The organism is Caulobacter sp. FV2ps19, assembly GCF_058681035.1.
Genome location: NZ_CM178729.1, coordinates 1,308,452 through 1,332,941, shown reverse-complemented (window position 1 = coordinate 1,332,941; position 24,490 = coordinate 1,308,452). Strand labels below are relative to the sequence as shown.

21 protein-coding genes and 1 tRNA gene are annotated in these 24,490 nt (G+C 65.9%); 9 read left to right on the top strand and 13 right to left on the bottom strand.

The genetic code is table 11. The features are described 5' to 3' along the window. Positions 1-27 precede the first annotated feature (27 nt). Both fdxA and ACW18B_RS06475 read left to right on the top strand, forming a co-directional pair. Positions 28-369, top strand: coding sequence for a ferredoxin FdxA (gene fdxA, locus ACW18B_RS06480; protein WP_062143812.1), 342 nt, complete (start codon positions 28-30; stop codon positions 367-369). 293 nt (positions 370-662) lie between these two features. Further along, positions 663-1,196, top strand: coding sequence for a CarD family transcriptional regulator (locus ACW18B_RS06475; RefSeq protein WP_492050526.1), 534 nt, complete (start codon positions 663-665; stop codon positions 1,194-1,196). Between the two features lie 1,039 nt (positions 1,197-2,235). Here the strand turns inward: ACW18B_RS06475 and ACW18B_RS06470 are convergent. Beyond that, entirely contained in the window at positions 2,236-3,126 is an 891-nt protein-coding gene (locus tag ACW18B_RS06470; RefSeq protein ID WP_492050525.1) for an MBL fold metallo-hydrolase, read from the bottom strand. A gap of 50 nt (positions 3,127-3,176) precedes the next feature. Between ACW18B_RS06470 and ACW18B_RS06465 the strand changes: the two genes are divergently transcribed. Beyond that, the gene (locus ACW18B_RS06465; RefSeq protein WP_492050524.1) at positions 3,177-3,545 is read left to right on the top strand and encodes an ArsR/SmtB family transcription factor; all 369 of its coding nucleotides are present in this window, start codon (positions 3,177-3,179) and stop codon (positions 3,543-3,545) included. Positions 3,546-3,557: 12 nt separating this feature from the next. Continuing rightward, positions 3,558-4,325, top strand: coding sequence for a sulfite exporter TauE/SafE family protein (locus ACW18B_RS06460; protein WP_492050522.1), 768 nt, complete (start codon positions 3,558-3,560; stop codon positions 4,323-4,325). Here ACW18B_RS06460 and ACW18B_RS06455 read toward each other — a convergent pair. Further along, a complete protein-coding gene (locus ACW18B_RS06455) occupies positions 4,312-5,628 on the bottom strand; it encodes a dicarboxylate/amino acid:cation symporter (RefSeq protein WP_492050521.1) in 1,317 nt (438 codons plus the stop codon). The genes ACW18B_RS06460 and ACW18B_RS06455 overlap by 14 nt on opposite strands. 71 nt (positions 5,629-5,699) lie before the next feature. On the opposite strand from ACW18B_RS06455, the gene ACW18B_RS06450 reads away from it, so the two are divergent. Then, positions 5,700-5,776 (top strand) — tRNA-Arg (locus ACW18B_RS06450). A gap of 37 nt (positions 5,777-5,813) precedes the next feature. Here ACW18B_RS06450 and ACW18B_RS06445 read toward each other — a convergent pair. The 5 genes from ACW18B_RS06445 to ACW18B_RS06425 all read right to left on the bottom strand — a co-directional run bounded on the left by ACW18B_RS06445 (position 5,814) and on the right by ACW18B_RS06425 (position 11,156). Beyond that, positions 5,814-6,209, bottom strand: a complete 396-nt coding sequence (locus ACW18B_RS06445) for a hypothetical protein (RefSeq protein ID WP_492050520.1) — start codon at positions 6,207-6,209, stop codon at positions 5,814-5,816. A gap of 178 nt (positions 6,210-6,387) precedes the next feature. Beyond that, a complete protein-coding gene (locus ACW18B_RS06440; RefSeq protein WP_492050518.1) occupies positions 6,388-6,594 on the bottom strand; it encodes a hypothetical protein in 207 nt (68 codons plus the stop codon). Between the two features lie 314 nt (positions 6,595-6,908). After that, entirely contained in the window at positions 6,909-8,633 is a 1,725-nt protein-coding gene (locus tag ACW18B_RS06435; RefSeq protein ID WP_492051632.1) for a tetratricopeptide repeat-containing protein, read from the bottom strand. 56 nt (positions 8,634-8,689) lie between these two features. After that, positions 8,690-9,082, bottom strand: a complete 393-nt coding sequence (locus tag ACW18B_RS06430) for a hypothetical protein (protein WP_492050516.1) — start codon at positions 9,080-9,082, stop codon at positions 8,690-8,692. A 25-nt stretch (positions 9,083-9,107) separates the two neighbouring features. Further along, the gene (locus ACW18B_RS06425) at positions 9,108-11,156 is read right to left on the bottom strand and encodes a toll/interleukin-1 receptor domain-containing protein (RefSeq protein WP_492050514.1); all 2,049 of its coding nucleotides are present in this window, start codon (positions 11,154-11,156) and stop codon (positions 9,108-9,110) included. Between the two features lie 37 nt (positions 11,157-11,193). Here ACW18B_RS06425 and ACW18B_RS06420 point away from each other — a divergent pair, with 37 nt between their 5' ends. Then, positions 11,194-11,943 carry a Crp/Fnr family transcriptional regulator gene (locus ACW18B_RS06420; RefSeq protein WP_492050512.1) on the top strand — a complete coding sequence of 250 codons (750 nt, stop codon included), beginning with the start codon at positions 11,194-11,196 and terminating at the stop codon, positions 11,941-11,943. A 106-nt stretch (positions 11,944-12,049) separates the two neighbouring features. On the opposite strand, the gene ACW18B_RS06415 is transcribed toward ACW18B_RS06420, so the two are convergent. From ACW18B_RS06415 to ACW18B_RS06405, 3 genes are all read right to left on the bottom strand, one after another. After that, on the bottom strand, positions 12,050-13,612 hold the full coding sequence (locus ACW18B_RS06415; protein WP_492050511.1) for an alpha-N-arabinofuranosidase: 1,563 nt from the start codon (positions 13,610-13,612) through the stop codon (positions 12,050-12,052). Between the two features lie 40 nt (positions 13,613-13,652). Continuing rightward, positions 13,653-15,455, bottom strand: coding sequence for an IlvD/Edd family dehydratase (locus ACW18B_RS06410; protein WP_492050510.1), 1,803 nt, complete (start codon positions 15,453-15,455; stop codon positions 13,653-13,655). A gap of 232 nt (positions 15,456-15,687) precedes the next feature. Beyond that, positions 15,688-16,440: a FadR/GntR family transcriptional regulator gene (locus tag ACW18B_RS06405; protein WP_492050509.1), complete on the bottom strand. Its 753-nt coding sequence runs from the start codon at positions 16,438-16,440 to the stop codon at positions 15,688-15,690. A 283-nt stretch (positions 16,441-16,723) separates the two neighbouring features. On the opposite strand from ACW18B_RS06405, the gene araD1 reads away from it, so the two are divergent. Then, a complete protein-coding gene (araD1, locus tag ACW18B_RS06400; protein WP_492050508.1) occupies positions 16,724-17,749 on the top strand; it encodes an AraD1 family protein in 1,026 nt (341 codons plus the stop codon). Between the two features lie 41 nt (positions 17,750-17,790). Here the strand turns inward: araD1 and ACW18B_RS06395 are convergent, their stop codons facing one another. Both ACW18B_RS06395 and ACW18B_RS06390 read right to left on the bottom strand, forming a co-directional pair. Then, positions 17,791-19,398: a PAS domain-containing hybrid sensor histidine kinase/response regulator gene (locus ACW18B_RS06395; protein WP_492050507.1), complete on the bottom strand. Its 1,608-nt coding sequence runs from the start codon at positions 19,396-19,398 to the stop codon at positions 17,791-17,793. Between the two features lie 452 nt (positions 19,399-19,850). After that, the gene (locus ACW18B_RS06390; RefSeq protein ID WP_492050506.1) at positions 19,851-20,441 is read right to left on the bottom strand and encodes a TetR/AcrR family transcriptional regulator; all 591 of its coding nucleotides are present in this window, start codon (positions 20,439-20,441) and stop codon (positions 19,851-19,853) included. A gap of 113 nt (positions 20,442-20,554) precedes the next feature. Here ACW18B_RS06390 and ACW18B_RS06385 point away from each other — a divergent pair, with 113 nt between their 5' ends. Further along, complete coding sequence (locus tag ACW18B_RS06385) at positions 20,555-21,346, top strand: hypothetical protein (RefSeq protein WP_492050505.1); 792 nt, start codon at positions 20,555-20,557, stop codon at positions 21,344-21,346. Positions 21,347-21,434: 88 nt separating this feature from the next. Then, positions 21,435-21,566, top strand: a complete 132-nt coding sequence (locus tag ACW18B_RS06380) for a hypothetical protein (protein ID WP_492050504.1) — start codon at positions 21,435-21,437, stop codon at positions 21,564-21,566. Here ACW18B_RS06380 and ACW18B_RS06375 read toward each other — a convergent pair. Further along, complete coding sequence (locus tag ACW18B_RS06375; protein ID WP_492050503.1) at positions 21,563-24,388, bottom strand: TonB-dependent receptor; 2,826 nt, start codon at positions 24,386-24,388, stop codon at positions 21,563-21,565. The genes ACW18B_RS06380 and ACW18B_RS06375 overlap by 4 nt on opposite strands. Positions 24,389-24,490 lie beyond the last annotated feature (102 nt).

Here is a 24,490-nt window from a genome sequence, read left to right as displayed (position 1 = left end):
CCGCCGTCAGCTTCAATCGAGTTCTCGATGACCTACATCGTTACCGACGCCTGCATCAAATGTAAGTACATGGACTGCGTCGAGGTGTGTCCGGTCGACTGCTTCTATGAGGGCGAGAACTTCCTGGCCATCAATCCGGACGAATGCATCGACTGCGGCGTCTGCGAACCTGAGTGCCCGGTCGACGCGATCAAGCCCGACACCGAGGACGAGCCCGACGGCAAGTGGCTGCGGATCAATTCCGACTACGCCAAGGTCTGGCCCAACATCACGGTAAAGGGCGAGCCGCCCGCCGACCGTGACGACTTCGAGCGCGAGACCGGCAAGTTCGAGAAATACTTCAGCGAAAAGCCCGGCAAAGGCTCCTGATCCCGACCGTTCCTTCTCCGGAACCGGCCGCAAGCCTTTCATGAGGCTGAATTTTATGCTATTGTCTTCGACAGCGTGACGGTCGCGGCAATTTGCGGCTGTCCGTTTTTTGTCGAAGAGCCGTTTAACCGGCGCGCCCGATCGAAGGCGAAGGGTGTCTTAAAGGTTAATTCCAAATCCTGTCCTGGCTTGGTCGCCGCGCCCAGTTTCCGCGGACGCTGAGCCGTCTCTATAGGGCAGATCTGGAAAGACGGTGTTCCGGGCCCGTGGGGCTCGCATTGATGAGGACGAACATGAGCAAGAGCGGTCTGGAATTCTCGGTTGGCGATCACGTCGTCTATCCCGCGCACGGCGTGGGCAGCATCCAGGGTGTCGAGACCCAGGAAGTGGCCGGGATGTCGCTCGAAGTCTACATCATCACCTTCGACCACGAGAAAATGACCCTCCGCGTCCCGACCAAGAAGGCCAAGACCGCCGGTCTGCGCCCGCTGGCCGAAGGCAATGTGGTCAGCCAGGCGCTGACCACTCTGAAGGGTCGCGCCCGCGTCAAGCGCACCATGTGGTCGCGTCGCGCCCAGGAATATGAAGCCAAGATCAATTCGGGCGACCTGATCTCGATCGCCGAGGTCGTTCGCGACCTGCACCGCGCCGAGAACCAGCCGGAACAGTCCTATTCGGAGCGTCAGCTCTATGAATCGGCCCTGGACCGCATGGCCCGCGAAGTCGCCGCCATCGAACGCATCGACCGCGACGCCGCCATCGGCATCCTGACCAAGTCCCTGGTCAAGGCCGCCCCGGCTCCGGCCGCTGCGGCGGCCGCCGCCTGATTCCAGGCGCGACCGGCTAGAAATTCAACGCCCTCCGCCTCACGGCGGGGGGCGTTTTTCTTCGGGCGATGGGGTGGCGACGCGTGAGCTTCGCGCCGCTTGAGCGGACTCTTGGGTAGTCCGCTTGGAGTGGGGAAGCGGGCGCCACACTGCGTCCTTCGAGGCTCGGCTACGCCTCGCACCTCAGGATGAGGAATTCAGTCGCCCAAAAGCGCCTCATCCTGAGGCGCCCGCGCAGCGGGCCTCGAAGGACGCACGGCGTTGACAACCGACTTGGCTCGAAAGCACACCTTGGCTTCCTTCCCGAAAGCCGACGCCCCGTGTCGTTTACCCGGCCGACGCCGCAGGCCCCCTCCTGACCTGCTGCGCAGGTCGTCCTCCCCCGGAGGGGGAAGACGGCTGCCCCCGGGTCGCGCGAAGCGCGCCCGAGGACAAGCTCCGCAGCCCGTAGGGGGCAAGTAGGGGGATTGGGCGCAGTTTATCCCCGTCGATTCCGAAACAAACCTCAACCCGATCAACGCTCTAAAAAATAATCGAGCGCGCCAATGCTCCGCGTTCAAACCGCCTGCATAATCAATCTCACCTGACAGCACGGGAAGGGCGCACGTACGGCGACCGTTGCGACTGGCAGGGGTGGTCGAGCGGGTAGCGCCCGTCGGCCGTCGTCGAAGGCCCGGCGGGGTCTGGCTGAGCGGGACGGTCCCTTCGAGGACGCCGTGTTGAGGCCAGGCCCGGACCGCCGGGAACTCCCCTCGCCGACGCCCGATGACGCGCAACAGGCATGGGCTGAAATCGCCCATGCGGTCCGGGGTGCGCCAACACCCTGCCCGTCGGGGGCCTAGCTACCGGAGCGGGTTAAAACCCCGCCAATCCCGGCGATGCTTCCGAATAACGGCTACGCGGAGCGTTCGTCTTCGTCGAAACGGTACTTAAAAACACTCACATCCGGGCGAGGCCCGGACGCTCCGCAGCCCTTCCCATCCCTTCAGCGGTGATCCGCGTGAAGTCGATAAGACGTACACGGATCATAACCCTGCCCCTACAGCGCATTGACCGGCAGTTTCAGGAACACCCGGCCGCCGGGCGAGGCCGGCGGCAGGGCGCCGGCGCGGATATTCACCTGCAGGGCCGGCAGGATCAGGATCGGCGCGGCCAGGGTGGCGTCGCGGGCCTGGCGCATCGCCACGAACGTCGCCTCATCGACGCCGTCATGAACATGGACATTGCCCGCCCGCTGCTCGGCGACCGTGGTCTCCCAGCCCGGCGTGTCACGGCCGGCCGGCAGATAGTCGTGGCCGACGAAGATCCGGGTTTGCGGCGGCAGGGCCAGGATCTTGCGGATCGAGCGATACAGGGTGGCCGCGTCGCCGCCGGGGAAGTCGGCCCGCGCCGTGCCGTAGTCGGGCATGAACAGGGTGTCGCCCACAAAGATGGCGTCGTCGATCCGGTAGCTGACACAGGCGGGCGTATGGCCCGGCGTGTGCAGAACCGAGATCTGCTGTCCGCCCAGCGGGATCTGGTCGCCCTCGCGAACCAGACGGTCGAAGGCGCCGCCCGACAGGTCGACATCGTCGGCTTCGAACAGGGCGGCAAAGCCGCGCTGCACCTGGGTGATGTGCTCGCCGATCACGATGCGCGCGCCTGTCGCGGCCCGCAGATGGTGCGCCGCCGACAGGTGGTCGGCATGGGCGTGGGTCTCCAGGATCCACTGCAGGGTCAGCCCCTGCTCGGCCAGGGCCGCCAGCAGCCGATCAGCCGAGGTGGTCGACAGCCGCGCCGCCTTGGGCTCGAAATCCAGCACGGGATCGATGATCGCCGCGGCGTGGGTGTCGGGATCGACCAGCAGATAGCTGACCGTATGGGTGGCCGGATCGAAGAAGGCTTGCACCGTGATCGGGGCCGGGGCCGGGAGGCTGTGAGCTTGGGTCATGGCTTTATATTAGTGATTGCTAATTTAGAATCAACTGATATATCTGCCGCATGTTCGATTTCGCCACCCTGGACATCGCCCAGCTCGAGGCCCGCGCCGGCCAGGCCGCCCGCCTGCTCAAGGCGCTGGGCAATGAGCGGCGACTGATGATCCTGTGCCGACTGGCCCAGGGCGAGCAATCGGTGGGGCAATTGCAGCCGACCGTCGGCCTGTCGCAGTCGGCCCTGTCGCAACACCTGGCCGTGCTGCGCGACGAGGGCGTCGTGGCCACCCGCCGTGACGGTGCGACCATCTGGTACCGGATCAACGACCCGGCCGCCGCGCGGGTGGTGACCACCCTGGGCGAGATCTATTGCCCCTTGGCGACGAACGACTTGGCGGCAGACGACTTGGCGGCAGACGACTTGGCGGCGGACTAGGAGGCGCGGACCATGGATATCGGACAACTCCTCATCGCCGGCCTGGGCGGCGCGTTGATCGGCCTGCTGCTATCGGTGTTCGGCGGCGGCGGCTCGGTGCTGGCCACGCCCCTGCTGCTGTATGTGGTCGGCGTGCGCGATCCGCATGTGGCCATCGGCACCTCGGCGGCGGCGGTCAGCGTCAACGCCCTGGTCGGCCTGACCCTGCAGGCTCGGGCCGGGGCGGTGAAATGGCCCTGCGCCCTGACCTTCGCCGGGGCGGGCCTGGCCGGCGCCCTGCTGGGCGCGGACCTGGCCAAGCGCCTGGACGGCGCCACCCTGCTGCTGGGCTTTGCCGGCGTGATGGCCGCGATCGCCCTCTCCATGCTGCTGCCGCGCAAGACCGCCGGCGACCCGGACGTGCGCCTGACCCCGACCATGACCCTGAAACTGGCCCCGATCGGCCTGGGAACCGGGCTGGCGGCGGGCTTCTTCGGGATCGGCGGCGGCTTTCTGATCGCGCCAGGCCTGATGGCGGCCACCGGCATGACCCTGGCCAACGCCGCCGCCTCGTCCCTGGCCTCGGTGGCGCTGTTTGGCGCGGCCACCAGCCTCAGCTACGCCGCCGCCGGCCTGGTCAATGCTCCGATCTTCCTGGCGCTGATCATCGGCGGCGGCGCGGGGGCCTTTGCGGGCGTGCCGGTGGCCCGCGCCCTGGCGACGCGGGCCACCCTGGCCCGACGCGCCTTCGCGATCATGGTGCTGCTGACGGCGGCCTATGTGGCGATCAAGGCGCTGTAGGCCCCGGTCCGGTCTCGGAGGCGATCTGCGCCGCGGACGCGCCCGGCCCGCGATCCAGCTCCCGCGCCAGCTGCCGGCGATCCAGGGCGCCTTCCCAGCGCGCCACCACCAGGGTGGCCACGCCATTGCCGACGAGATTGGTCAGAGCCCGGCACTCGCTCATGAACCGGTCGACCCCGACCAGCACCGCCAGGGCGGCGATCGGGATGTCGGGGACCACCGCCAGGGTGGCGGCCAGGGTGATGAAGCCGGCCCCGGTCACGCCGCTGGCCCCCTTGGAGGTCAGCATGGCCACGCCCAGCAGGCTCAGCTCCTGCCAGATCGTCAGAGGGGTGTTGGTGGCCTGGGCCAGGAACAGGGTGGCCAGGGTCATGTAGATATTGGTGCCGTCCAGATTGAAGCTGTAGCCCGTGGGGATCACCAGCCCGACCACCGACTTGCGCGCCCCCAGCCGCTCCAGCTTTTCCATCATCTGGGGCAGCACCGATTCGGAGGAACTGGTGCCCAGCACGATCAGCAGCTCCTCGCGGATATAGGCCAGGAACTTCAGGATCGAGAACCCGGCGGCGGCGGCGATCGCGCCCAGCACCACCAAAACAAAGATCAGGGCGGTCAGATAGAAGGTCGCCACCAGGGCGCCCAGCTGCACCAGGGCGTCGATCCCGTACTTGCCGATGGTGAAGCCCATGGCCCCGAAGGCGCCCAGAGGCGCAAACCGCACCACCACATGGATGATGCCGAAGAACAGCTTGGCCAGGTCTTCCAGACCGTCAGCCACCTTGTCGCCGAACGGCCCCATCCGCGTACAGGCAAAGCCGGTCAGAACCGCGATCACCAGCACCTGCAGCAGATTGCCCTCGGCAAAGGCGCCGAAAAAGGTGTCCGGGATCAGGTGCAGCAGATAGGCGACCAGCCCCTCGCCATGCTGGGCCTTGGCCAGATAGCCGGCGGCGATCGCCGGATCCAGGGTGGCGGGATCGATATTGAAGCCCCGTCCCGGCTGCACGGTGCGCCCGACGACCAGCCCGATCACCAGGGCCACCGACGAGACCACCTCGAAATAGATCAGGGCCTTCACCCCGACCCGTCCGAAGGCCTTAATGTCGCCCATCCGGGCGATGCCGCCGGCGACGGTGCAGAAGATCACCGGCGCAATGACCAGCTTGACCAGCTTGATGAAGGCGTCGCCCAGGGGCTTGAGCCCCACGCCCACGGTCGGCCAAAGGGCTCCGACCAGGATGCCCAGCGCGATGGCGATCAGCACCTGCACGTACAGTGATTTAAGGCGTCCCAGCAGTCCCATTCCGTCCCCCGTTCGGACGGGGTTCGCAAGCCCGCCTTCCTGCGCTATTGACCCCTGCCCGCGCGGCGCGCGGCCCGGTAGCTCAGCAGGATAGAGCAGCGCTTTCCTAAAGCGAAGGTCAGGGGTTCGAGTCCCTTCCGGGCCGCCATTTTTTTCACAGTCCTCGCCTCAGAGGGACGGCGAGGTCACAAGCTTTGCCCTCTGAGAGCCTCGGTGATCAGCCGGTTGGCGGCCTCGCAGCGCCCCTCGCCAGACCGGGGGCTGGCCGCCAGCAGGGTCTTGATGCGCGTCTCCCGCGCCCGAGCAAGCCCTTCGGCGCGCCCCACCGCGCGTTGCGCCTCGGCCAGACGCCGGTCGGCCGAGGCCATGCCGAGTCGGGCGCTTTCACTGCGCTCAGCCAGATCACGCTCCAGTCTGGAGACGTCGTCGCGTGTCACGGCCAACTCGGCCAGCGCGCGATCCAGCTCAGCGGCCACCTCGGCGGTCTGCCGTCTGGCATGCGCCAGGCGAGCATCCGAACCATAGAACCGCCCCCCCGCAAAACCCACGGCGAGGATCAGGGCAATCCATAGAACCTTCACCGCCATCCCCGCTATCGGACTGCCGACCAGGCTCAAAAAAGCGTAAGTTCCCTGCACGTCCTATCCCCTGACCCCAGGCAAAAAGCTCGGGTTTTTGCGGGTGGCCCAAACACCCTTGGCCTGGACCGAACCGACTTGCGCAGAGCCGATGAGAAAGGGCTTACCCATCGTCATCGCTTCAGCGCCGATAATCTCGGATCGCCGCATCCGCGAATTCGGCGACGACTTCCGAGAGACCCGGCAGATCGTGCTCCGCGACGCCCTGTTCGCGGGCCCAGACCTTCAAGGCGTGCGTGAAGACGATCAGCGCCGCGTCCGAAAACTGGGCGGCGGAACGCGGTGGGACCACCGGGTGGTCGGGGAAACGGACGTGTTCGAGAGGCATGGCGCGGTTCCTGGGGCAGCATGGGCGATCGCGGCGTTCAAAGCGCGACCGCCACAATGCGGTTGAGAAAAGCAGGCCCGACCAATGGGGGAGGTCGGGCCCGAGGTAGCCTATCGAACCCGCGGCGGAGGCGAGCCGAGAGCTGTGTCGGTCATGGCGGTGCTCCAACGATGGCGGTCGACAGAGACGTTTTGCAGCCGCCTGCGCTTAATCGTCGCGGCCGACATCCGGACCATGTTGCAGAGGCCCGCGCATGACTGTGAGGATTTGCACAAGGCCGCAAAAAGACGGCGGAGCTTGCGCCGTCTGGAAGATCAGGCGCGCGTCAGATTGAAGATCGCGGTCGCGGCAAAGCCCTTGTGGCCCTGGGTGCGCCCGACATAGCCACAGTTTACGCGGTCGCCGTGAAAGGTCGCCAGCGCTCCGGCCAGGGCCTCGCTGACGCAGGCCGACCCCGGGGCGACGTCGGGCTCGATGCGCGCTGCGACCACCACATGGGCGCCGATCACGGCCAGGGTCTTGGTGAGGGGGTTGATACGCAGATGCACCGGCCCGTAATGGCCGCCGATCCGAAGGCCCAGGCTGCGTGGCAGGCCATGGGCGCGGAGATCCAGCGCGCGATGCGCCTCCAGAAGCGAAAGGGCGGCGAGCGCGGCGTCGATCGGGTGATCAAACACCAGGAACAGGCCATCGCCCCAGGTCTCGATATGGCAGGGCGGTCCGGCTAGGCCTTCGACAGCCTTGGCCATCTGCCCCATCACCACTTCGATAAACGCCGGGATCTGGTCGTCACTGAGGGCCCCGAAACCCTTTACGTCGGCGAACAGCATCGCTTTCATCGCCCGCTGGGCAGGTCCTGCTTCCTTCGGGTGTCCCCCACCAGGCGACAGGACCGGCGAGGGACGCCGGACGTCGACGATCGCTCGCCGGCGGCCGCCTCGGGCCCAATAGGCCAGATCGACCGCGACGCCCGCGGGCCGGGTCGTCTCGTGTCCGTCCCAGACAGCCACCTGGATCGCCTCGGTCGCCAGGGTCTGGGCGCGTAGCACGGCACACCCCATGGCGATTTGGCTGGCATAGGCAAAAACCTGGTCGTCGCCCGCATAGCGATCGCGCGACGCGTAGCGCACGGAGGTCGCGCGGGCCAGGCACCGCTCAAAGCGTTCGACCCAGCGCTCCCCGAACGGCGCCACGGAGACGGCCACAAAGGACTCCAGAGCCACGGGCAAGACCACGTGCAGTTCGGCGCCGGCCTCCAGCAGAGCCTCCGCGAAGACGATGTCGGCGCCTGCAGCCAGACCACCATAGGCGAACCCGATACGCTGCTGCCGCAGCAGGCGGTCTATATCGTGGCGCAGGTCGCTATCGCGCCCGCCGGCCAAGGCGCCAGCGCGCGCCGCGTCGAAGATGTGGCCAGTGAAATGCGCGCAGACCGGCGGCCGGAACGGCGCCAACCAGTCAGACTTCACGCCGGTCTCGCGACACAGCATTTCCAGTTGCCGCAAGGTCGAGGCATGGGCGGCGAAAGCCTGCGGCGCGAAGGCGAGGGCTTCGGCCAGGGTCGCGCGCGCAGCCTCCAGATCTCCGGTCAGAAACCGGGCCTCGGCCCGACTGGCGGCTTCATAGTAGGCCGCCTCGCCGGTCAGTCCCTGCAGTTCACAGACCTCTAGCGCCGCTGCGGCCAGCGCTCGACCACCGGCGTGATCTCCGGCGACCAGGGTCATGGTCGCGGCATTGATCGCCCCGTACAGGCCGCCGAACCTCTGGAACAGGTCTTGATAGCGCCTGGCCGAAGCCCTGGCGAAAGCCGCCCGGCGCGGACCGTGCGCCCCCAGGGCGACATCCTTCAGGAGCCGGGCGCCCAGGGCGACGACGTCTGGATCGTCCCGGGCGCGATCCAGACCCAGGCGCACATACTCGGTGCGCGCAAAATCAAGCGCGCCAGCCCGCGCCAGGCAGAGCACGGCCTTGTGTGCTACATCTCGATCGGTCTCGCCCGCCTCGAGGGCGGCGTGAGCGATGTCATAGGCGGCAAGAATCTCGCCGCGCTGGATTAGCGCGGCGACCTGATCCTTGTCGAAGACTGTAAACTCAATCAGGGAACCTCTCCGGCCCCGTTCCGGATTTTTGGGTCGAGGGCAATTTTCTGCTCATGAGCATCCTGCATGAACAGACTATAAGTATAGTCACCCATGCGATTACATTCGTAGATTATCTTGAAACATACATGATTGGGAATTTCGCTTCCGTAATATTCCCTTACCCAAAGATAGCTGGAAAAATTGATCCCAAAATCATCATTCACATGGATAGGTCGTTTTTGGAATTTCCAACCAGCCTCAATCAGGTCGCCACTCAAAATAAAGACGAGCTGGCAACGCTCACTCAGATCAAGAAACAGCGGCTTCGGTTGCGCCGGGTCAACGAGATTTACGAAATTGAAGTTTTCATCAAACCCGACAACAAGGGTAACAATCTTGGCGGGCATAGGTTCTTCTATCATGTCGACTCCTTTATTTGACATGATGAACTGAAGGTGAGTTTCGCCAAAAGGCAAGGAACTCAGGGTGGGCGTAGCCTTGATTTTGTAGAGCGCTCACAATCCGCTGGGCCTGATCACGTTGCCCCAGAGCAAGATGAGCACGGGCAAGAACATCAAGGCTGGCGGGACTGAGCGATGCGCGCCTCGGCGACAGGATAGACACCGCCGACGCCTCCTGCCCCGCCGCCAGATAGGCAAAGCCTTGGAGAGCCAGGCGGCTCGACCTGGCGTCGCGCGTTTCGGGAGTGCGCTGTAGGCGGTCCAGCAATTGCAACGCGAGTCTTCGCACCCTCGCAGAGTCATCAGCAAGATTCGCCAGCATGATTTCCTGCTGACTATGGCGCCCGTCCAGATCGACGCGCCACGCATGGGCTCCGCCGTCGGAGCCGAAACTGGCCAACAGACCGGAGGCGTGAGCATGGGCGGCTCGCGCCTTGGCCAGTTGGCGCGTGCCGAGGGCGTGGTCGACGGTGTCGAGCTGCCCGACCAGCAAAAACTCCCGCCAACGGCGATTGGTCGGGTCCAGCGCCACGAGCTCGCGAAACCCTTGCATCGCGCCAAGGCAACGCGCCTGGGCTTGCGCTGTCTTGCCCATATTCAGCTCCAAACGCGCCAAGGCGAGCTGCGCGGCAAGGCTGCTTGCGGCCAGGGGTTTGTCGGTGGCGGCCCGCGCCGAAGCCTGGACCAACAGGTTCGCCTCGCCCTCGCGCTCAGCATAGGCTTCACGCAGCCGCCCCAGCCTAACGAGCGAGTCAGCCACCCAGCCGCGAGCATCCACCACATCAGCGAGGCGATCCGGGTCCTGGGGCGCTCGGGCACGCTCGGCCTCAAACGCGAGAAGCGCGGCGCGAAAGGCGCTCAAGGCTTCCTCGATCCGGCCCTGATCGAACAGCAGGGTGCCCAGGTTGCTCTTGGCGTAGGCGACCTCAAGCCGCCAGTCGGCGCGCTTCGGGTCAAGCCCGACCAGGGTCTGGGCCAGATCGCCATAGCGCTTGAAGCCCTGCTCCGCGCCGGCGGCGTTGCCCTGGCGCCATTCGATATAGGCCAGCCAATAGACGTTCTGAGCTTCGTCAAAGATCCGTTCGCCATTGTCTGGGTCGCGCTGGGCCAACTCATGGGTCGTGGAGGCGGCCTGGCGAAAGGCGGCCCGCGCGCCGGCCAAGTCCCCACGCTGTTCGCGGACGGTGCCCAACAGGGTCTGCGCCTTGGCGCGCTGGGCCAGGGCCTTGTCGTCGAGCTTGTCGGTGCGCGAGCGGCCATAATAGGCCAACACCTTGGCGCCGACCCCATCCAGCACGTCCAGGCGCCCCACCGGTTCAAGCTGCTCGCGCAGGTCGCCCAGCATATAGGCCACCAGGGCCTCGGTCTCGTCGCGCTGCTCACGGGCGATCTGACGCGACCTCAGCGTGGCCAGGGTCATCGCCCCCATGGCCAGAGCCAGGATCACCGCCGCTGCTGTAAAGGCCGTCATCAGGCGCAGTCGGCGGCGGGCGTCGCGCTGGACCAGTTGATCGAGGCTGACATCCAAGAGCCGGGCGGCCATCTTCAGCCGCGCCAGGCGTGTTCCGTCGGCGTTGGGCCGCAGGTCCACGGCGAGGGGCTCAACCCCTACCGGCAGGCTGGCGCGCAGAGCCACCGGCAGCACGTCGATCAATGACGTCCCCGCAGGGGTTGAGCGGGTGATCACGCAGAGGATCTGGCCGGGATCACGGGCCTGTAGAAAATAGTCGATTTCCTGGTCCACCCAAGCGGAGGCGGACGAGGCCGGCGAACATAGCAGAACAAGAGCGTCCGAGCGGTCCAGAGCGTCGCGGATCACCTCTCCGAGGTTGGACGACGCGGTCAGTTCATCGCGGTCCCGAAAAATGGGCGTCAGGGTCTGGGCCGCCGCCTCGCCGCGCATCGTGGTCAATCGGCGCGGCGCACGGTAAGTCTCAAGAGCGCGATGAACCCATTGGGCGGTTTTGCGATCGTGATGGCTGTAGCTGATAAAGGCCTTGTAGCGTTTTCGGCTATCCATCCGTGATCCCCCGCTCGCCTGCGCCGGAGCGTTTTCGTTGACCATAGTTCCCCCGACGCCCTCGCGCGACCGGAGCCATACCCCCTTCTCGTCGTCGCCTGAAGACGACTATCGCGCCAATACGCTGTTCCGATACATGACGCGGGATGAGGTCGACGCCCTGTCGTCGATGATCGACCACCTGCAGTACCGCAAGGGCGAACTGATCATCCAGCGCCTGGATGAAGACGGCGGCATCTTTCTGCTGCTGGAGGGCGTGCTTCTGGCCAACCAGTACGCGCGCTCAGGCCGCGAGGTCGGCTACCGGCGCATGCAGGCGGGGAGTTATTTTGGCGAGATCGCGGCGATTGACGGGCGGCCTCGATCGGTGAACGTCGTGGCCGTGGAGGACGCGCGCATCGCCCGCCTGCCCCAGCGCCTGGTGCGGCGACTGTTCGAGGACTCGCCGCGCTTCATGCGAGCCTTGCTGGAAGACCTGGCAGGCCTGACGCGCGGCCTGACCGAGCGACTGTTCGAACTGACCGCGGTGTCTGTGGCCTGCCGCGTCGACATCGAATTGCTGCGGATGGCGGCGGCGTCAGGCGGCGATGGTCAGCAGGCCGTCATTCGCCCCTGCCCCACCCATGCCGAGCTGGCCGTTCTGGTCGGCAGTCAGCGCGAGCCCGTGACCCGCGAACTCAACCGCCTGGCCGGCCTGAACATCATCGCCCAGACCGGCCGCACCTTGCGGATCCTCGACATCCCGGCCCTGGCCGGCGAGGTCGAACGGATCGGCGGCGACCTCTAGCCGCCTAGAGCAAGGCGCGAGAAATCGGACCCACGCGCCTTGCTCCAGGTTTTTGTTTTCGCATCGTTTTTGCGGAAAACCGGCGTCCACTTTTCCGCACGATGCTTTAGTTCAAGTCCAGCACCACCACCGCCTTGGACGGCAGCACCGCGGTCAACACATCGCCCTTGATCGTCGCGCCCTTGAAGTCGACCGGTTTGACCCGATTGGGCGCCTCGAAGGTGTTATGTGCGGACATGGCCGAGGCGGTCAGCACCCGGCCCTTCACCGCCTTGCCCGTCGCGCCGGTCAGCTTGATCGTCACGGTGGCCGACCGGGTCGGATCCAGGTTCACCAGGGCCAGATGCACGACGCCCGCCGGGTCACGCCCCGCCGACGCGGTCACCGCCGGCACGCTGGAGCCGCCCAGCACATAGGCCGGGCTGGTGATCTCGATCGGCAGTTGGGTCGCGCCCTGGAACGGCTTGTAGAGGTCATAGACCCAATAGGTCGGGGTCAGGACCATCTTGTCCTTGTCGGTCAGGATCATCGCCTGCAGCACATTGACCATCTGGGCGATGGCCGTCAGACGCACCCGGTCGGCATGCTTGTGGAAGATGTTCAGGGTGGCCGCCGCCGCCACGGCGTCGCGCATCGTGTTCTGCTGGTACAGGAAGCCGGGATTGGTGCCCGGTTCAACATCGTGCCAGATGCCCCATTCATCGACATAGAGCCCGACCCGCTTTGCAGGGTCGTACTTGTCCATGATGGCGCTGTGCTTTGTGACCAACTCGTCCATGCGCAGGGCCTGGACCATGGTGTCCGCCCAAGCCTGTTCGTCGAACTGCGTCGCCGAGCCCTTGATCTCCCATTTGCCGCTGGGGATCGTGTAGTAGTGCAGGCTGATCGCATCCATATATTTGGTCGCGCCGGCCATCAGCGTCTCGGTCCAGTTGTAGTCGAAGGAGTTCGCTCCGCCGGCCACCTTCTCCGTCTTCGTTCCATTCGGCACACGGATGAACCCCGCGAAGTTGCGATAGAGGTTGGTGTAGTGGGCCGCCGTCATCTCGCCGCCACAGCCCCAGTTCTCGTTGCCGACCCCGAAATAGTCGAGCTTCCAGGGTTCCTTGCGACCGTTGGCGCGGCGCTGGTTGGCGATCGTCGAGTTGGTCGGCGAGGTCAGATATTCGATCCACTCGGCCGTCTCCTGCGGACTGCCCGTGCCGACATTGCCCGCGACATAGGTCTTGGCGCCGATCAGTTCGGCGAAGTCCATGAATTCGTGGGTGCCAAAAGCGTTGGTTTCCTCGACCCCGCCCCAGCTGACATTGACCTTGGTGGGCCGCTTGTCGCGCGGGCCTATACCCTCGCGCCAGTGATAGTCGTCCGCGAAGCAGCCGCCTGGCCAGCGCACCACCGGCACGTGGATCGCCTTCAGCGCCTCGACGACGTCGGTGCGATAGCCTTTGGTGTTGGGGATCTTACTGTCTTCCCCGACCCAGACGCCTTCATAGATTCCGCGACCCAGATGCTCGGCGAACTGGCCATAGACCTCGGGCGCGATGCGCGCGCCGGGCTGGTCGGCCCGCAGGGCGCCGGTGACCGCCGTCTGGGCCATGGCCGCTCCGGTCGCCAGGGCGGCGACGGTCAGGCCGGCCGCGAGCGCGTGCTGCAGCGTTCTCAACTTCATGGTCGTTCCTCCCAGGGCTCGCCGTTCGTCGGCAGGCGTTTCAGTGATTGTCGCGGGGCAGACCCTTGGTCTGGGCGATCCGCTGATATTTGACCGCCGGCTCCAGCACCGCCCCGGTGTCCATCTGACCGGTGAGGCCGCGCTGGATCTCTTGCCAGGGGGTCTGGCTTGCCGGATAGGCATAGCCGCCGGCCGCCTCCAGCGCGGCGCGGCGGGCGGCGATTTCCTGCGGCGCGACCAGAACGTCCACCCGCGCCTTGCGCAGGTCGATCCGTACACGGTCTCCGGTCTTCAGCAGGGCCAGACCACCGCCGGCCGCGGCCTCGGGCGAAGCGTTGAGGATCGAGGGCGAGCCCGACGTGCCCGACTGGCGACCGTCGCCCAGGCAGGGCAACTGGCGAACGCCGCGTTTGATCAGATAGTCCGGCGCGCGCATGTTCACGACCTCGGCCGAGCCCGGATAGCCGATCGGGCCCACGCCGCGCATGAACAGCACGCTGTGTTCGGTGATGCCGACCGCCGGATCGTCGATGCGGGCGTGATAATCTTCGGGACCGTCAAACACCACCGCGTCGCCCTCGAAGGCGTCGGGATCGTCGGGGTTGGACAGATAGCGGTCGCGGAACTCGGCATTGATGACGCTGGTCTTCATGATGGCCGAGTTGAAGAGATTGCCGCGCATGACCACGAAGCCGGCGCGCTCGACCAGTGGCCGATCGAACGGACGGATCACAGCCTCGTCCTCGATCACCGCGTTCCGGCAGGCCTCGCCAAGGGTCTGGCCGGACACGGTCAGGGCGTCCTCGCGGATCAGGCCCTGGCCCATCAGCTGGTTGACCACCGCCGGCACCCCGCCGGCCCGATAGTAGTCTTCGCCCAGATATTCGCCGGCCGGCTGCAGATTGACCAGCAACGGCACGTCCTCGCCATGGGCCTGCCAATCGTCGACGGTCAGTTCGACGCCGATGTGGCGGGCCAGGGCGTTCAGATGGATCGGCGCATTGGTCGAGCCGCCGATCGCCGAATTGACCACCACGGCGTTGAGGAAGGCGTCGCGGGTCAGGATGTCGGACGGCTTGATGTCCTGAGCCACCAGATCAACGATCCGCAGGCCGGTCTCGTAGGCGTTCTGCTGGCGGTCGCGATAGGGCGCGGGAATGGCCGCCGACCCCGTCAGCGACATGCCCAGGGCCTCGGTCAGCGAGTTCATCGTCGTGGCCGTGCCCATGGTGTTGCAATAGCCGGTCGAGGGGGCCGAGCTGGCCACCAGCTTGATGAAGCCGGCGCGGTCGATCTCCCCGGCCGCCAGCAGTTCGCGCGCCTTCCAGACGATGGAGCCCGAACCGGTCCGCTCGCCCTTGTACCAGCCGTTCAGCATCGGGCCGACCGACAGGGCGATAGCGGGGATGTTCACCGTCGCCGCAGCCATCAGGCAGGCCGGGGTCGTCTTGTCGCAGCCGATGGTCAGCACCACCCCGTCGATCGGATAGCCGTAGAGGGTTTCGACCAGACCCAGATAGGCGAGGTTGCGGTCCAGGCCCGCGGTCGGCCGCTTGCCGGTTTCCTGGATCGGGTGGACCGGGAATTCCAGGGCGATGCCGCCGGCGGTGCGGATGCCTTCGCGCACCCGCTCGGCCAGAACCAGGTGGTGACGGTTGCAGGGCGACAGGTCGCTGCCCGTCTGGGCGATGCCGATGATCGGCTTGCCCGATTGCAGCTCGTCCAGCGACAGGCCGAAATTGAGATAGCGCTCCAGATAGAGCGCCGTCATGTCCGCATTGTCCGGATTATCGAACCAGGCGCGCGAGCGAAGGGCGCGGGGCGGAACGGCGGCAGGGCTCATGACGGTCCTTGGAGTCTCTACATCGGCAGCGTCTCGCGCGGAGTTTGAAGATTGCCCCGCCCCAGCGGACCGACCGACGATCCCCACGTTTCGCTCTATCCAATTGTCTGACTATACCGCACCTGGCGCGCCGTCAACGCTCCCCCCGATGGCCCAACACCGTCGGAGGCCTTTGCGTTCATCCTTCAGGGCTGGCGATGACTGTCGGCCAGAGGCCGTTGTCCTGTGACACCTAGCCCTGGGATTCGATCGCGGCGCGCGTATCCTCCAGCGCCAGACCCACCAGATGCGCCATCGCCTGGCGGGCCTGGTCGGGGCGAGCGGCGGCGATGGCGTCGAACACCTTCCAGTGCTCGGGCATCGGATCGCGCGGCAGCTCGCGCTTGCGCTGCTTGAAGATGGTCGTCCAGCGCACCGCCGCGCCAATACTGCTGCTCAGGGTGAACAACGGCGCATTGCCGGTGGCTTCCAGTACGGTGTCATGGAAGTCGCGATCGGCGGCCTGGCCAGCCTCGGTAGCCAGGGTTTCATGCTCCATCTGGATCAGCGCCTTGCGCATCCGCTCCAGTTGGGCGTCATCGCGCCGCTCGGCCGCCAGCGCCGCAGCGGCGGGCTCGACGATCATCCGCAGCTCATAGAGCCCCTTGAGGAACTCTTCGGTCGGCTCGGATTCAAACAGCCAGGCCAGCACCTCGGGATCCAGCAGGCTCCAGCGCTGCCGGGGACTGACGCGCGTACCGGTCTTGGGCCGGCTTTCAACCAGACCCTTGGCCGCCAGGATCCTGATCGCCTCACGATAGGCGCTGCGCGACACCTGCAGCTGTTCGCTGGAATCGATCTCGTTCTTCAGGATATCGCCGGGCGCATACTGGCCAGAGACGATCGCCACGCCGAGCGTGCGCGCGATCAGGCCGTGGATCCGGCTGGAAGAAGCGCCCTCACGCGCCGGATCACCGTCGCTGGTCTTGCCCGTCTTTTTTCGCACACGCGCTCCGCTTCCGATCCGCCCGGCGGCCAGAAGGAACCCGGGCCGCCGATCCGGACGCACGAGAACACTAGCGAGCCCCCCTGTCTGGCGACAAGGCATTTCAGACCCAAAGCAAGGCCCCAAGGCTCTGAAAGCCCTTTGCGGGGCCGGTGTCATGCGCCTTTTGCAGGCCTTCAAACCGGCAAAGTACGGGCCCATGCTCGCCGATCCTGTTTGACAGCCCACATGGGATCGCTATTTGTCTGACTAAATATCAACCCATCAGGAGGCCACGAGCGCCATGGTGCTACGGTTCGTGCAACTTGAGGACCATAACGGCGCGCGGTTTCTCGCGGCGGTCAATGACGCAGGCCTGGCGCGTCGCGTCGCGGGGTCTGACACCCTGCTCGAACTGGCCGCCGCCGCACTGAAGGCCGGCTCCACCCTGGCGGAAGCCGCGCAGTCCCGCCCCTGGGGCGACGAGATCGACGTCGTCGCCGCCCTGGCGGAAGGCCGGGTGCTGGCGCCCATCGATCATCCCGATCCGGCCCACCTGATCCTGACCGGCACCGGCCTGACCCATCTCGGTTCGGCCGAGGGGCGCGACAAGATGCACAAGGCGGCCCAAGCCAGCCAGAAGGGGGCCAGCCAGGACGGCGCCGGCGCGCCGCTCACCGACTCCATGCGGATGTTCCTGATGGGCGTCGAAGGCGGCAAGCCTGCAGACGGCGCGGTCGGGGTTCAGCCGGAGTGGTTCTACAAGGGCGACGGGTCGCACATCGTGCCGCCCGGCGCGCCCTTGATCTCGCCCGCCTTCGCCCAGGACGGCGGCGAAGAGCCCGAAATCGCCGGAGTCTATCTGATCGGCCCGGACGGAACGCCCCATCGCCTGGGCTTCTGTCTGGCCAACGAGTTCTCCGATCACGTCATCGAGCGCGGCAACTATCTGTGGCTGGCCCACTCCAAGCTGCGTCAGGCGGCCCTTGGCCCTGAATTGCTGACAGGCCCCCTGCCCGCCGACGTCCGCGGCGCCAGCCGGATCCTGCGCGACGGCGCGGTCGTCTGGGAAAAGCCGTTCCTGTCCGGCGAGGCCAACATGTCCCATGCCCTCGCCAATCTGGAACATCACCACTTCAAGTACGACCTGTTCCGCCGCCCGGGCGACGTGCATGTGCACTTCTTCGGCACGGCCACCCTATCGTTCTCCGACGGATTCCAGACCCGGGTCGGCGACACGTTCGAGATCAGCGCCGCCCCGTTCCTGTACCCGGCCCGCAACCGTCTGGCCCAGGCCCAGCCCCGCGCCGTCACCATGGGCGTTCTCTAGGGCGACAAGGCCACCTGCCGCCAGCCCAGTCCTGACCCCGATCAGCCTGGGGCGACGCGATCGCGGGCGTTCAGCGTTTCGGTGATGCCCGAGATCAGGCTCGCCGCCGTCACGGGCTTGGCGATGTGCGAGTCTGCGCCGGCGGCGAGCGCCTCCTGTCGGTGTTCGACCATGGCGTTGGCGCTGAGCATGATGACCGGCGTCCGCGCGCCGTCACCGCGCCCCGCCTCATGCGCGCGGATGGCTCGCGTGGCGGCCAGGCCGTCCATCACCGGCATCTGCATGTCCATCAACACCACGTCGAAGACGCCTGCCTTGAAAGTCTCCAGGGCCTGGGCCCCGTCCTCGACGGTCGTCACCTCGGCGCCGAAAGGCTCCAGGATCAGTTGGACGACCCGCTGATTGATCGAGTGGTCCTCGGCCAGAAGTACGCGCAAAGCCTGCGGGCCGAGCCCCGACGCCGGCGGCGCTTCCAGGGAGATCGCCGCTCCCTCAGCGTGATCGCGCGATTTGAGCGGCAGAAAGACCCGGAACAGACTTCCGCGCCCCAGCTCCGAATGGGCGGTAATCTGGCCGCCCATCATCTCGACCAGCGACTTGCAGATCGACAGGCCCAGACCCGAACCGCCAAAGCGGCGGGTAATGGTGGTGTCCGCCTGACTGAAGCGACTGAATAGGGCCTGGCCGAACTCCGGACCAAACCCGCAGCCGGTGTCCTCGACCTCGATCGTCAGGCTATAGGGCGCGTCGACGGTCTCGGGCGAGGCGAGCCCGATCCGCGCCTCCACTTGCCCCTGGCTGGTGAACTTGACGGCGTTGGTCAGCAGATTGCCCAACACCTGCTTGATCCGGGTGATGTCGCCCAGGAACTCACCGCGGGCTTGCGCCTCGTATTCGACCGTAAAGGCCAGGCCCTTGTCCTGGGCGCGCAGCCGGCTGACGAAGAGCACGCCGTCCAGTTCGTCACGCAGATCAAAGGACCGCTCCTCGATCCGCACCTGGCCGGCCTCGATCTTCGAGATGTCCAGGACGTCGGAGACCAGCCGCTCGAGCATCACGCCAGAGGCCTGAATCAGATCCACCATCTCGCGCTGGGCCGGCGTCAGGTCCGTCTGGCACAGGGCGGCGGCGACGCCGATCACGCCGTTCAGCGGCGTGCGGATCTCGTGGCTCATATTGGCCAGGAAGTCCGTCTTGGCCCGATTGGCGGCCTCGGCGGTCTGTTTCGCCGCCGCGATCTCCGCCTCGGCGATGAGGCGTTCGGTCACGTCGCGCGCAACGCCGAACACCTTGTCGCCCACCCGGCGGGCCCGCCACTCCAGGTCACGATAGTGGCCGTCGCGATGGCGGTAGCGGTTGACGAAGCCCAGGACCTCATTCTCCTGCTCCATTCGGACCATGTGTCCCAATGTGGCCTCCAGATCCTCGGGATGAACCAGGGCCAGCATCTCGCCGCCTTCCAGATCCGCCATCGGATATCCCAGAACCGTTTCCCAGGTCCGGTTCACCCGGGTGAACCGGCGGCCCATGTCGCGAATGCACAGGAGATCAAGCGAGACCTCAAAAAAATTAGTCAGATCGGACTCAGCGCTGGGGTCGACCACGTCGCTCGGGCGAAAAGGCGTGTCGGGTTCCGATGTCAAACTCATGCGCACGGGCCTCTGGAACAGAACGCGTCACCGAGGCGACACTTCACTATGCTCCCCCCGCCGTTAACTGTACGTGGTTTTGCAAACCGCGCGCGCCCAGGCCCTGCGACATAATCGCCAGCCCATTGCAGACGACCGCTCGGCATCGCACATCAGGAGTGTCAACGGTTCCCCCAAGCCGCTGACGCCCCACTCCGGCCGGGATGCTTTGCTTTTCCCGGCCGGACTTGTGGGGCTTCGCATGATCGCGCCGAGGCGCCATGATCACGCAAATTTGGGGAGGTCCCTGTGAACCTGAAATTGGCGATTGTGGTTATCGCTGCCCTGTTGGCCGCGTTCATCTGGAGCTTCGCCGAGCCCTATTTCAGAATTTGGAAGACCCGCCGGGCCGCCGCGCGGCGGCGACATACCCTGGGCCGGCGCCGCTAGGCCGGCGGCGCAAGATCTCCATTTCAGCCCTCGACGGGTCCGGTGGACAAGGCGGCCAGGCACAGGCCGCGGATATGCAGATCGATCAGCGCTTCGCGATCAGCCCAGGGAAAACCCTCGCGATCCAGGAGCAGGGCGACCAGGCCATGCAGGCTGGCCCAGGCCGACTGGGCCGCGATGGCGCTGTCGCTCCCCCGCATCTCATCGAACAGGGCCTGCAAGACGCCGAAAGCCCGCCCTCCTGCGTCCAATACGACCACCTTTTCGTCTGATCCATGCCGGGGCATGTCGAGCATGAAGGCCACGCGATACGCCGCCGGATGGTCGAGGCCGAAATCAATATAGACGCGGCTAAGGCGTCGAAGCCGCTCGACCGGCGCCGCGTCAAGGGCGGAGGCCGCCAGGAGACGCTCGTGCAACGCCTCAAAGGCGCGTCGGCAAAGCTCGACCGCAATGGCCTCGCGTGTCGCGAAATGGGCGTAGAGCGAGGGCTGGCTGATGCCGACCGCCCCCGCGATCTGACGCGTCGTGACCTGAGCGACACCATGAGCGACGAACAGCTTGGCGGCTTCGGTCAGAATATGCTCACGACGATGGGCGGGCGGCTTAACCATCCCCCCAGAAATTGATCTTGACTTCGCCTGTCAACCTATCGGTGATAGTCTATCACTGATAGGCGGCGAGAATCTCAGCGTCGCGGCAAGCTTTGAAGAGCGGGGATGACAGCGTGACCTTTTCAGCGGCGCAGATCTGGTGGGGTGCAACCTTCGTCTTCTTCGCGGCCTTTGCGGCGGCGCTGGTCGGCCAATGGGTCGATCAGAGACTGATCGGCGGCGAAGGGATCTGGATCAAGCCGACCAAGTTCGCCCTCTCGCTGGGGGTTCATTTCGCCACCCTGGCGCTGATCGCTCCCCTGTTGGGCCCGGCCTGGCAGGGCAGCGGAATCCTCAAGGCTGTAGCGATCGCCTCGACGCTCTGCGGGGTGCTGGAACTGGCCTATATCGCGATCCAGGCCGGGCGGCAGTTACCCTCGCACTTCTATGTCGGCACGCCCCTCTATGCGGCCCTCTATGGGGCCATGGCCCTGGGCGCCGTCGTAATTCTGGCGCCCGCCGGCGTAGTCGGGGTGATCGCCGCGAGCGCGCCCTCCGCCGACCTGCCCCTTCCTCTCCGCACGGGGATCGCCCTCGGACTGACCGGCTGCACGGTGCTGACCCTGATCACGGCTTTCCGTATGGGCGGCAATATGAGTCACACTGTCGGCGCCGAAGCCCCTGGCGCGGCGCGCATGCCGCTGACGGGCTGGTCGCTCACCGTCGGCGATTTGCGCCCGGCCCACTTCCTGGCGACGCACATGATGCAAGCCGTTCCGCTGGTCGGCCTGATCGCCGCCCGGACTGCGTCCGGCGGGATCGCGACCCTCATGGTCTGGGTATTCGCCACCGGCTGGACAACCCTGACCCTGATCGCCTTCCAGACGGCCCTGTCAGGTCGCCCCACGCCCTTTTCGCAACCGTGATCAGCAAGGCCGAGGTCGCATTGAGAAATTCAGCGATGCCAAGGCGAACAAAACGGCGCGCAGATACGAATGCTGCGGAGAACCGTGAGTGGCCGCCGGCGATCCAAAGCGCGCCGCCTTTTTACGAAATCCGGATTCCGAAATCAGGAACGATCCAAAGCATCGTGCGGAAAAGTGGACGCCGGTTTTCCGCAAAAACGATGCGAAACAAAAAACCTAGAACAAGGTCATCTGGACACCGAACCAGACCGTCCGGCCGTTATTCTTGATCTGATAGGCCGGGCCATAGTCTGTGACAGCCGCGCGATCGGTCGTGTCCTGATCCAGCAGGTTGCGGCCCTCCACCAGGATCCTCAAGCTGTCGCGGAGCCGCCAGCTGGCCTGCAGATCGACCAAAGGCGCGTAGCGGATGCGCCGGTCCTTGGCCCGCTCATAGGTGAAGGCCGGCGTCGACGACAGCTGTTGAACCGAGAGATTGGCGGCTAACCGTCCGCGATTATAGGCCAGGGCCGCATTGCGAATATGGCGCGGCGCCGCTTCAACCAGCCGGGTGTCGCTGGGCGCCACCCCGCCGCCGCCATTAAGCGCGGTGAACCTGTAGTCCAGATAGACATAGGACAGGGTAAGGCCCAGGTTGCCAAAGCGGTCGGGCAGACCGGGAAGCTTCGGATCCGTCCAGGCCGCTTCCAGGCCGCGCACGCGGCCATAGACCTTCTTGCCGTTCACCTCGCGCACGTTGCTCACATAGGTGGTGATTTCCCGCGCGCCGTCGGGGGCGATGGTCAGGCTGCTGCTGGTCGCGGGAATGTCGCGCAGGTCCTTGGCGAAGGCGCCCAAGGAGACATAGGCGCTTTGGCCATAGTAGTACTCGGCCGAAGCATCAAAATTGGTCGACCGGATCGGCAGCAGGTAAGGGTTGCTGTAGCTGATCGAGCGCGTCACCGGCGTATCGTAGCTCATGACCAATCGACGTCCGGCGCTGCTGATCGCGGGTCGCTCCAGCGTCTTGGTGAAAGCCGCGCGAAGCTTGAGGCTCCGGGTGACGTCAAAGGCGCCGTAGACGCTGGGCAGAACATGCCAATAGCTTTGCGCATAGTGGCCCTGAACGTATCGGCCCACCGCATCAGGCTCATACTGGTCAAGGACGCGATGGGTGCGGGCGGCCCGCACGCCGGCCGACAGGCGGGCGCGCGATCCGCCGTACGAGACGATGCCATACCCGACCCCGACCGTTTCGGACCCGTTGAAGTTCTGGCCATATCCGTCGGCGGGGTCCTGCGCGTAGAGCCCATTGGCGTCCGGCGAGGGCGTCCCGCGGGTGCGCAGGAGGCTCAGCAGCGTGTCCGTGTTCCAGTCGACAGGCTGGAAAAGGATCAAGGCGCTCGCGGTCGAGACCTCAGACAGCCGCAGGCCTTTCGCCGGCGGCAGTCGGGCGTAGCCCCGCTGAAGGTTGCTGCGGTCCTGCGTCTTCAATTGCGCGCCGAGCTTGAAGCCAAACCCCTGATCGGCCGGCGCCATGTTGTGATCGTAGTCCACGCGCGCGAAATAATTCTGATCACGGCTCAGGATGTCCCCGACCATCACTGTGCCGATCAGGCCGTAGTTGGCGGGGTCGCCTGTCAGCGCGCTGCCCCCAGGCCTCAAGACAAGATCATCGTGACTGAAGTCATAGCTGATGGGCGTGGTCAGCGACGTCGAGGCCAGACCGAAGCCGCTCGTGGCTAGCCCATTGGACGTGATCCTGTTGAAGGTCACGCCAAGACGCAGCGACAGGGTGTCGCCGCCGCCTGGCGAGTAGTCCGCCCCAAGCTGGACGATGTGGTCGGTCAGCTTGGGATGACCGCTGTTGAACCCATAGCGGATCGCACCGACGCCAAACTGGCCCGAATGATCGGTGACGTTGCGGGCGTCCGTCACCGCGACACCCACCGACGCCGTGCGTTGCTCGGTCGTGAAATCATGCTGAAGGAAGAAGTATTCGCCGAACAGGGACAGGCGCCGGCTTGGCCGGGCGTCCAGGCGCGCCATGGCCGACCGGCGCTCGGTGCGCGTATAGGTTTCGCCACGGGTCAGGGCGCCCGCCGGAACCAGCGCCCCGTCGAGCTGGCCAAAGCTTGTCGTCGACACAGCATCCTGGCGCGACGCCAGGCGGTCGAGGTTGGCGCCGATGGCCAGACCAAAGCGTCCCTGTGCGTCGAGAGCGCCCTGCCATGAGCCGACCAGACGGATGGGCCTTGGGCTATCGTGAAGACCGCCCGAGCGGCTGTTGTCGCCAACAAACGCTCGGATATCGGCGACACGGCTGCCCTGATTGTCCAGCCCGCTGATCGTCGTCAGCGCCACGTGCGCGGAATTGGCGTTCTCGTCGAGGTCGGGGGTGACCGTGGTGGTCACGGTGATCGACTTGGTGAAGTAGGCGGGAAGCAGCTCTGTCGAGGTCGCATGCGAGCTGTTGATATAGTCGGTCAGCAGCACCCCATCGATCGACTGGGAAGCGGCGGCGTTATTGAGGCCGCGGATCTGGACGTATCGGTTCTCGCCGCTCTGGGTCTCGTTGCGGCGTACGCCGGGCAGACGGGCCAGCACGTCCGAAATATCCAGGTTTGGCAGGCGCTGAATTTCCAGCTGGGTGATGGTGTTGACCACCGTCTCACTGTCGCGCTTCAAGGCCCCGGCGCGCGGCCCGCTGGTGACGATGACCTCTTCCAGCGCGGTGGCCGCGTCGGCGTCGGGCCTGGCCGCCCTTGTCCGAGGGTCCGCCCGTTGCGCGATGATGCGCCGATCGTCGCGCGCCACGCTCAGGATGATCAGCTGGCCATCGTCATCGGCCACCGCCAGACCGGCGCCCGCGATCAGTCTGTCGAGGGCGACCCGGGCGTCCATGACGCCCCGAACGGTCGGGGCGCGGCGGCCCGCGACCGCCGCCCCGGGAAAAAAGATCTGCACACCGGCCTGGCGAGCAAACTCGTTGAGCGCCTCGCCCATGGGCCGCGAAGGGATGTTGAAGGTCCTCTCGGCGGCCAGCCCCGCGGAGGGCGCCATCCAGAGCGTGGACGAAACAACGAGCGCCAGACAACGCGGCGTCTTTGCAAAAGCACCACGGTTCACGGCCATGCCCCCCATGGAAAGGCGTTTTCGATCCGC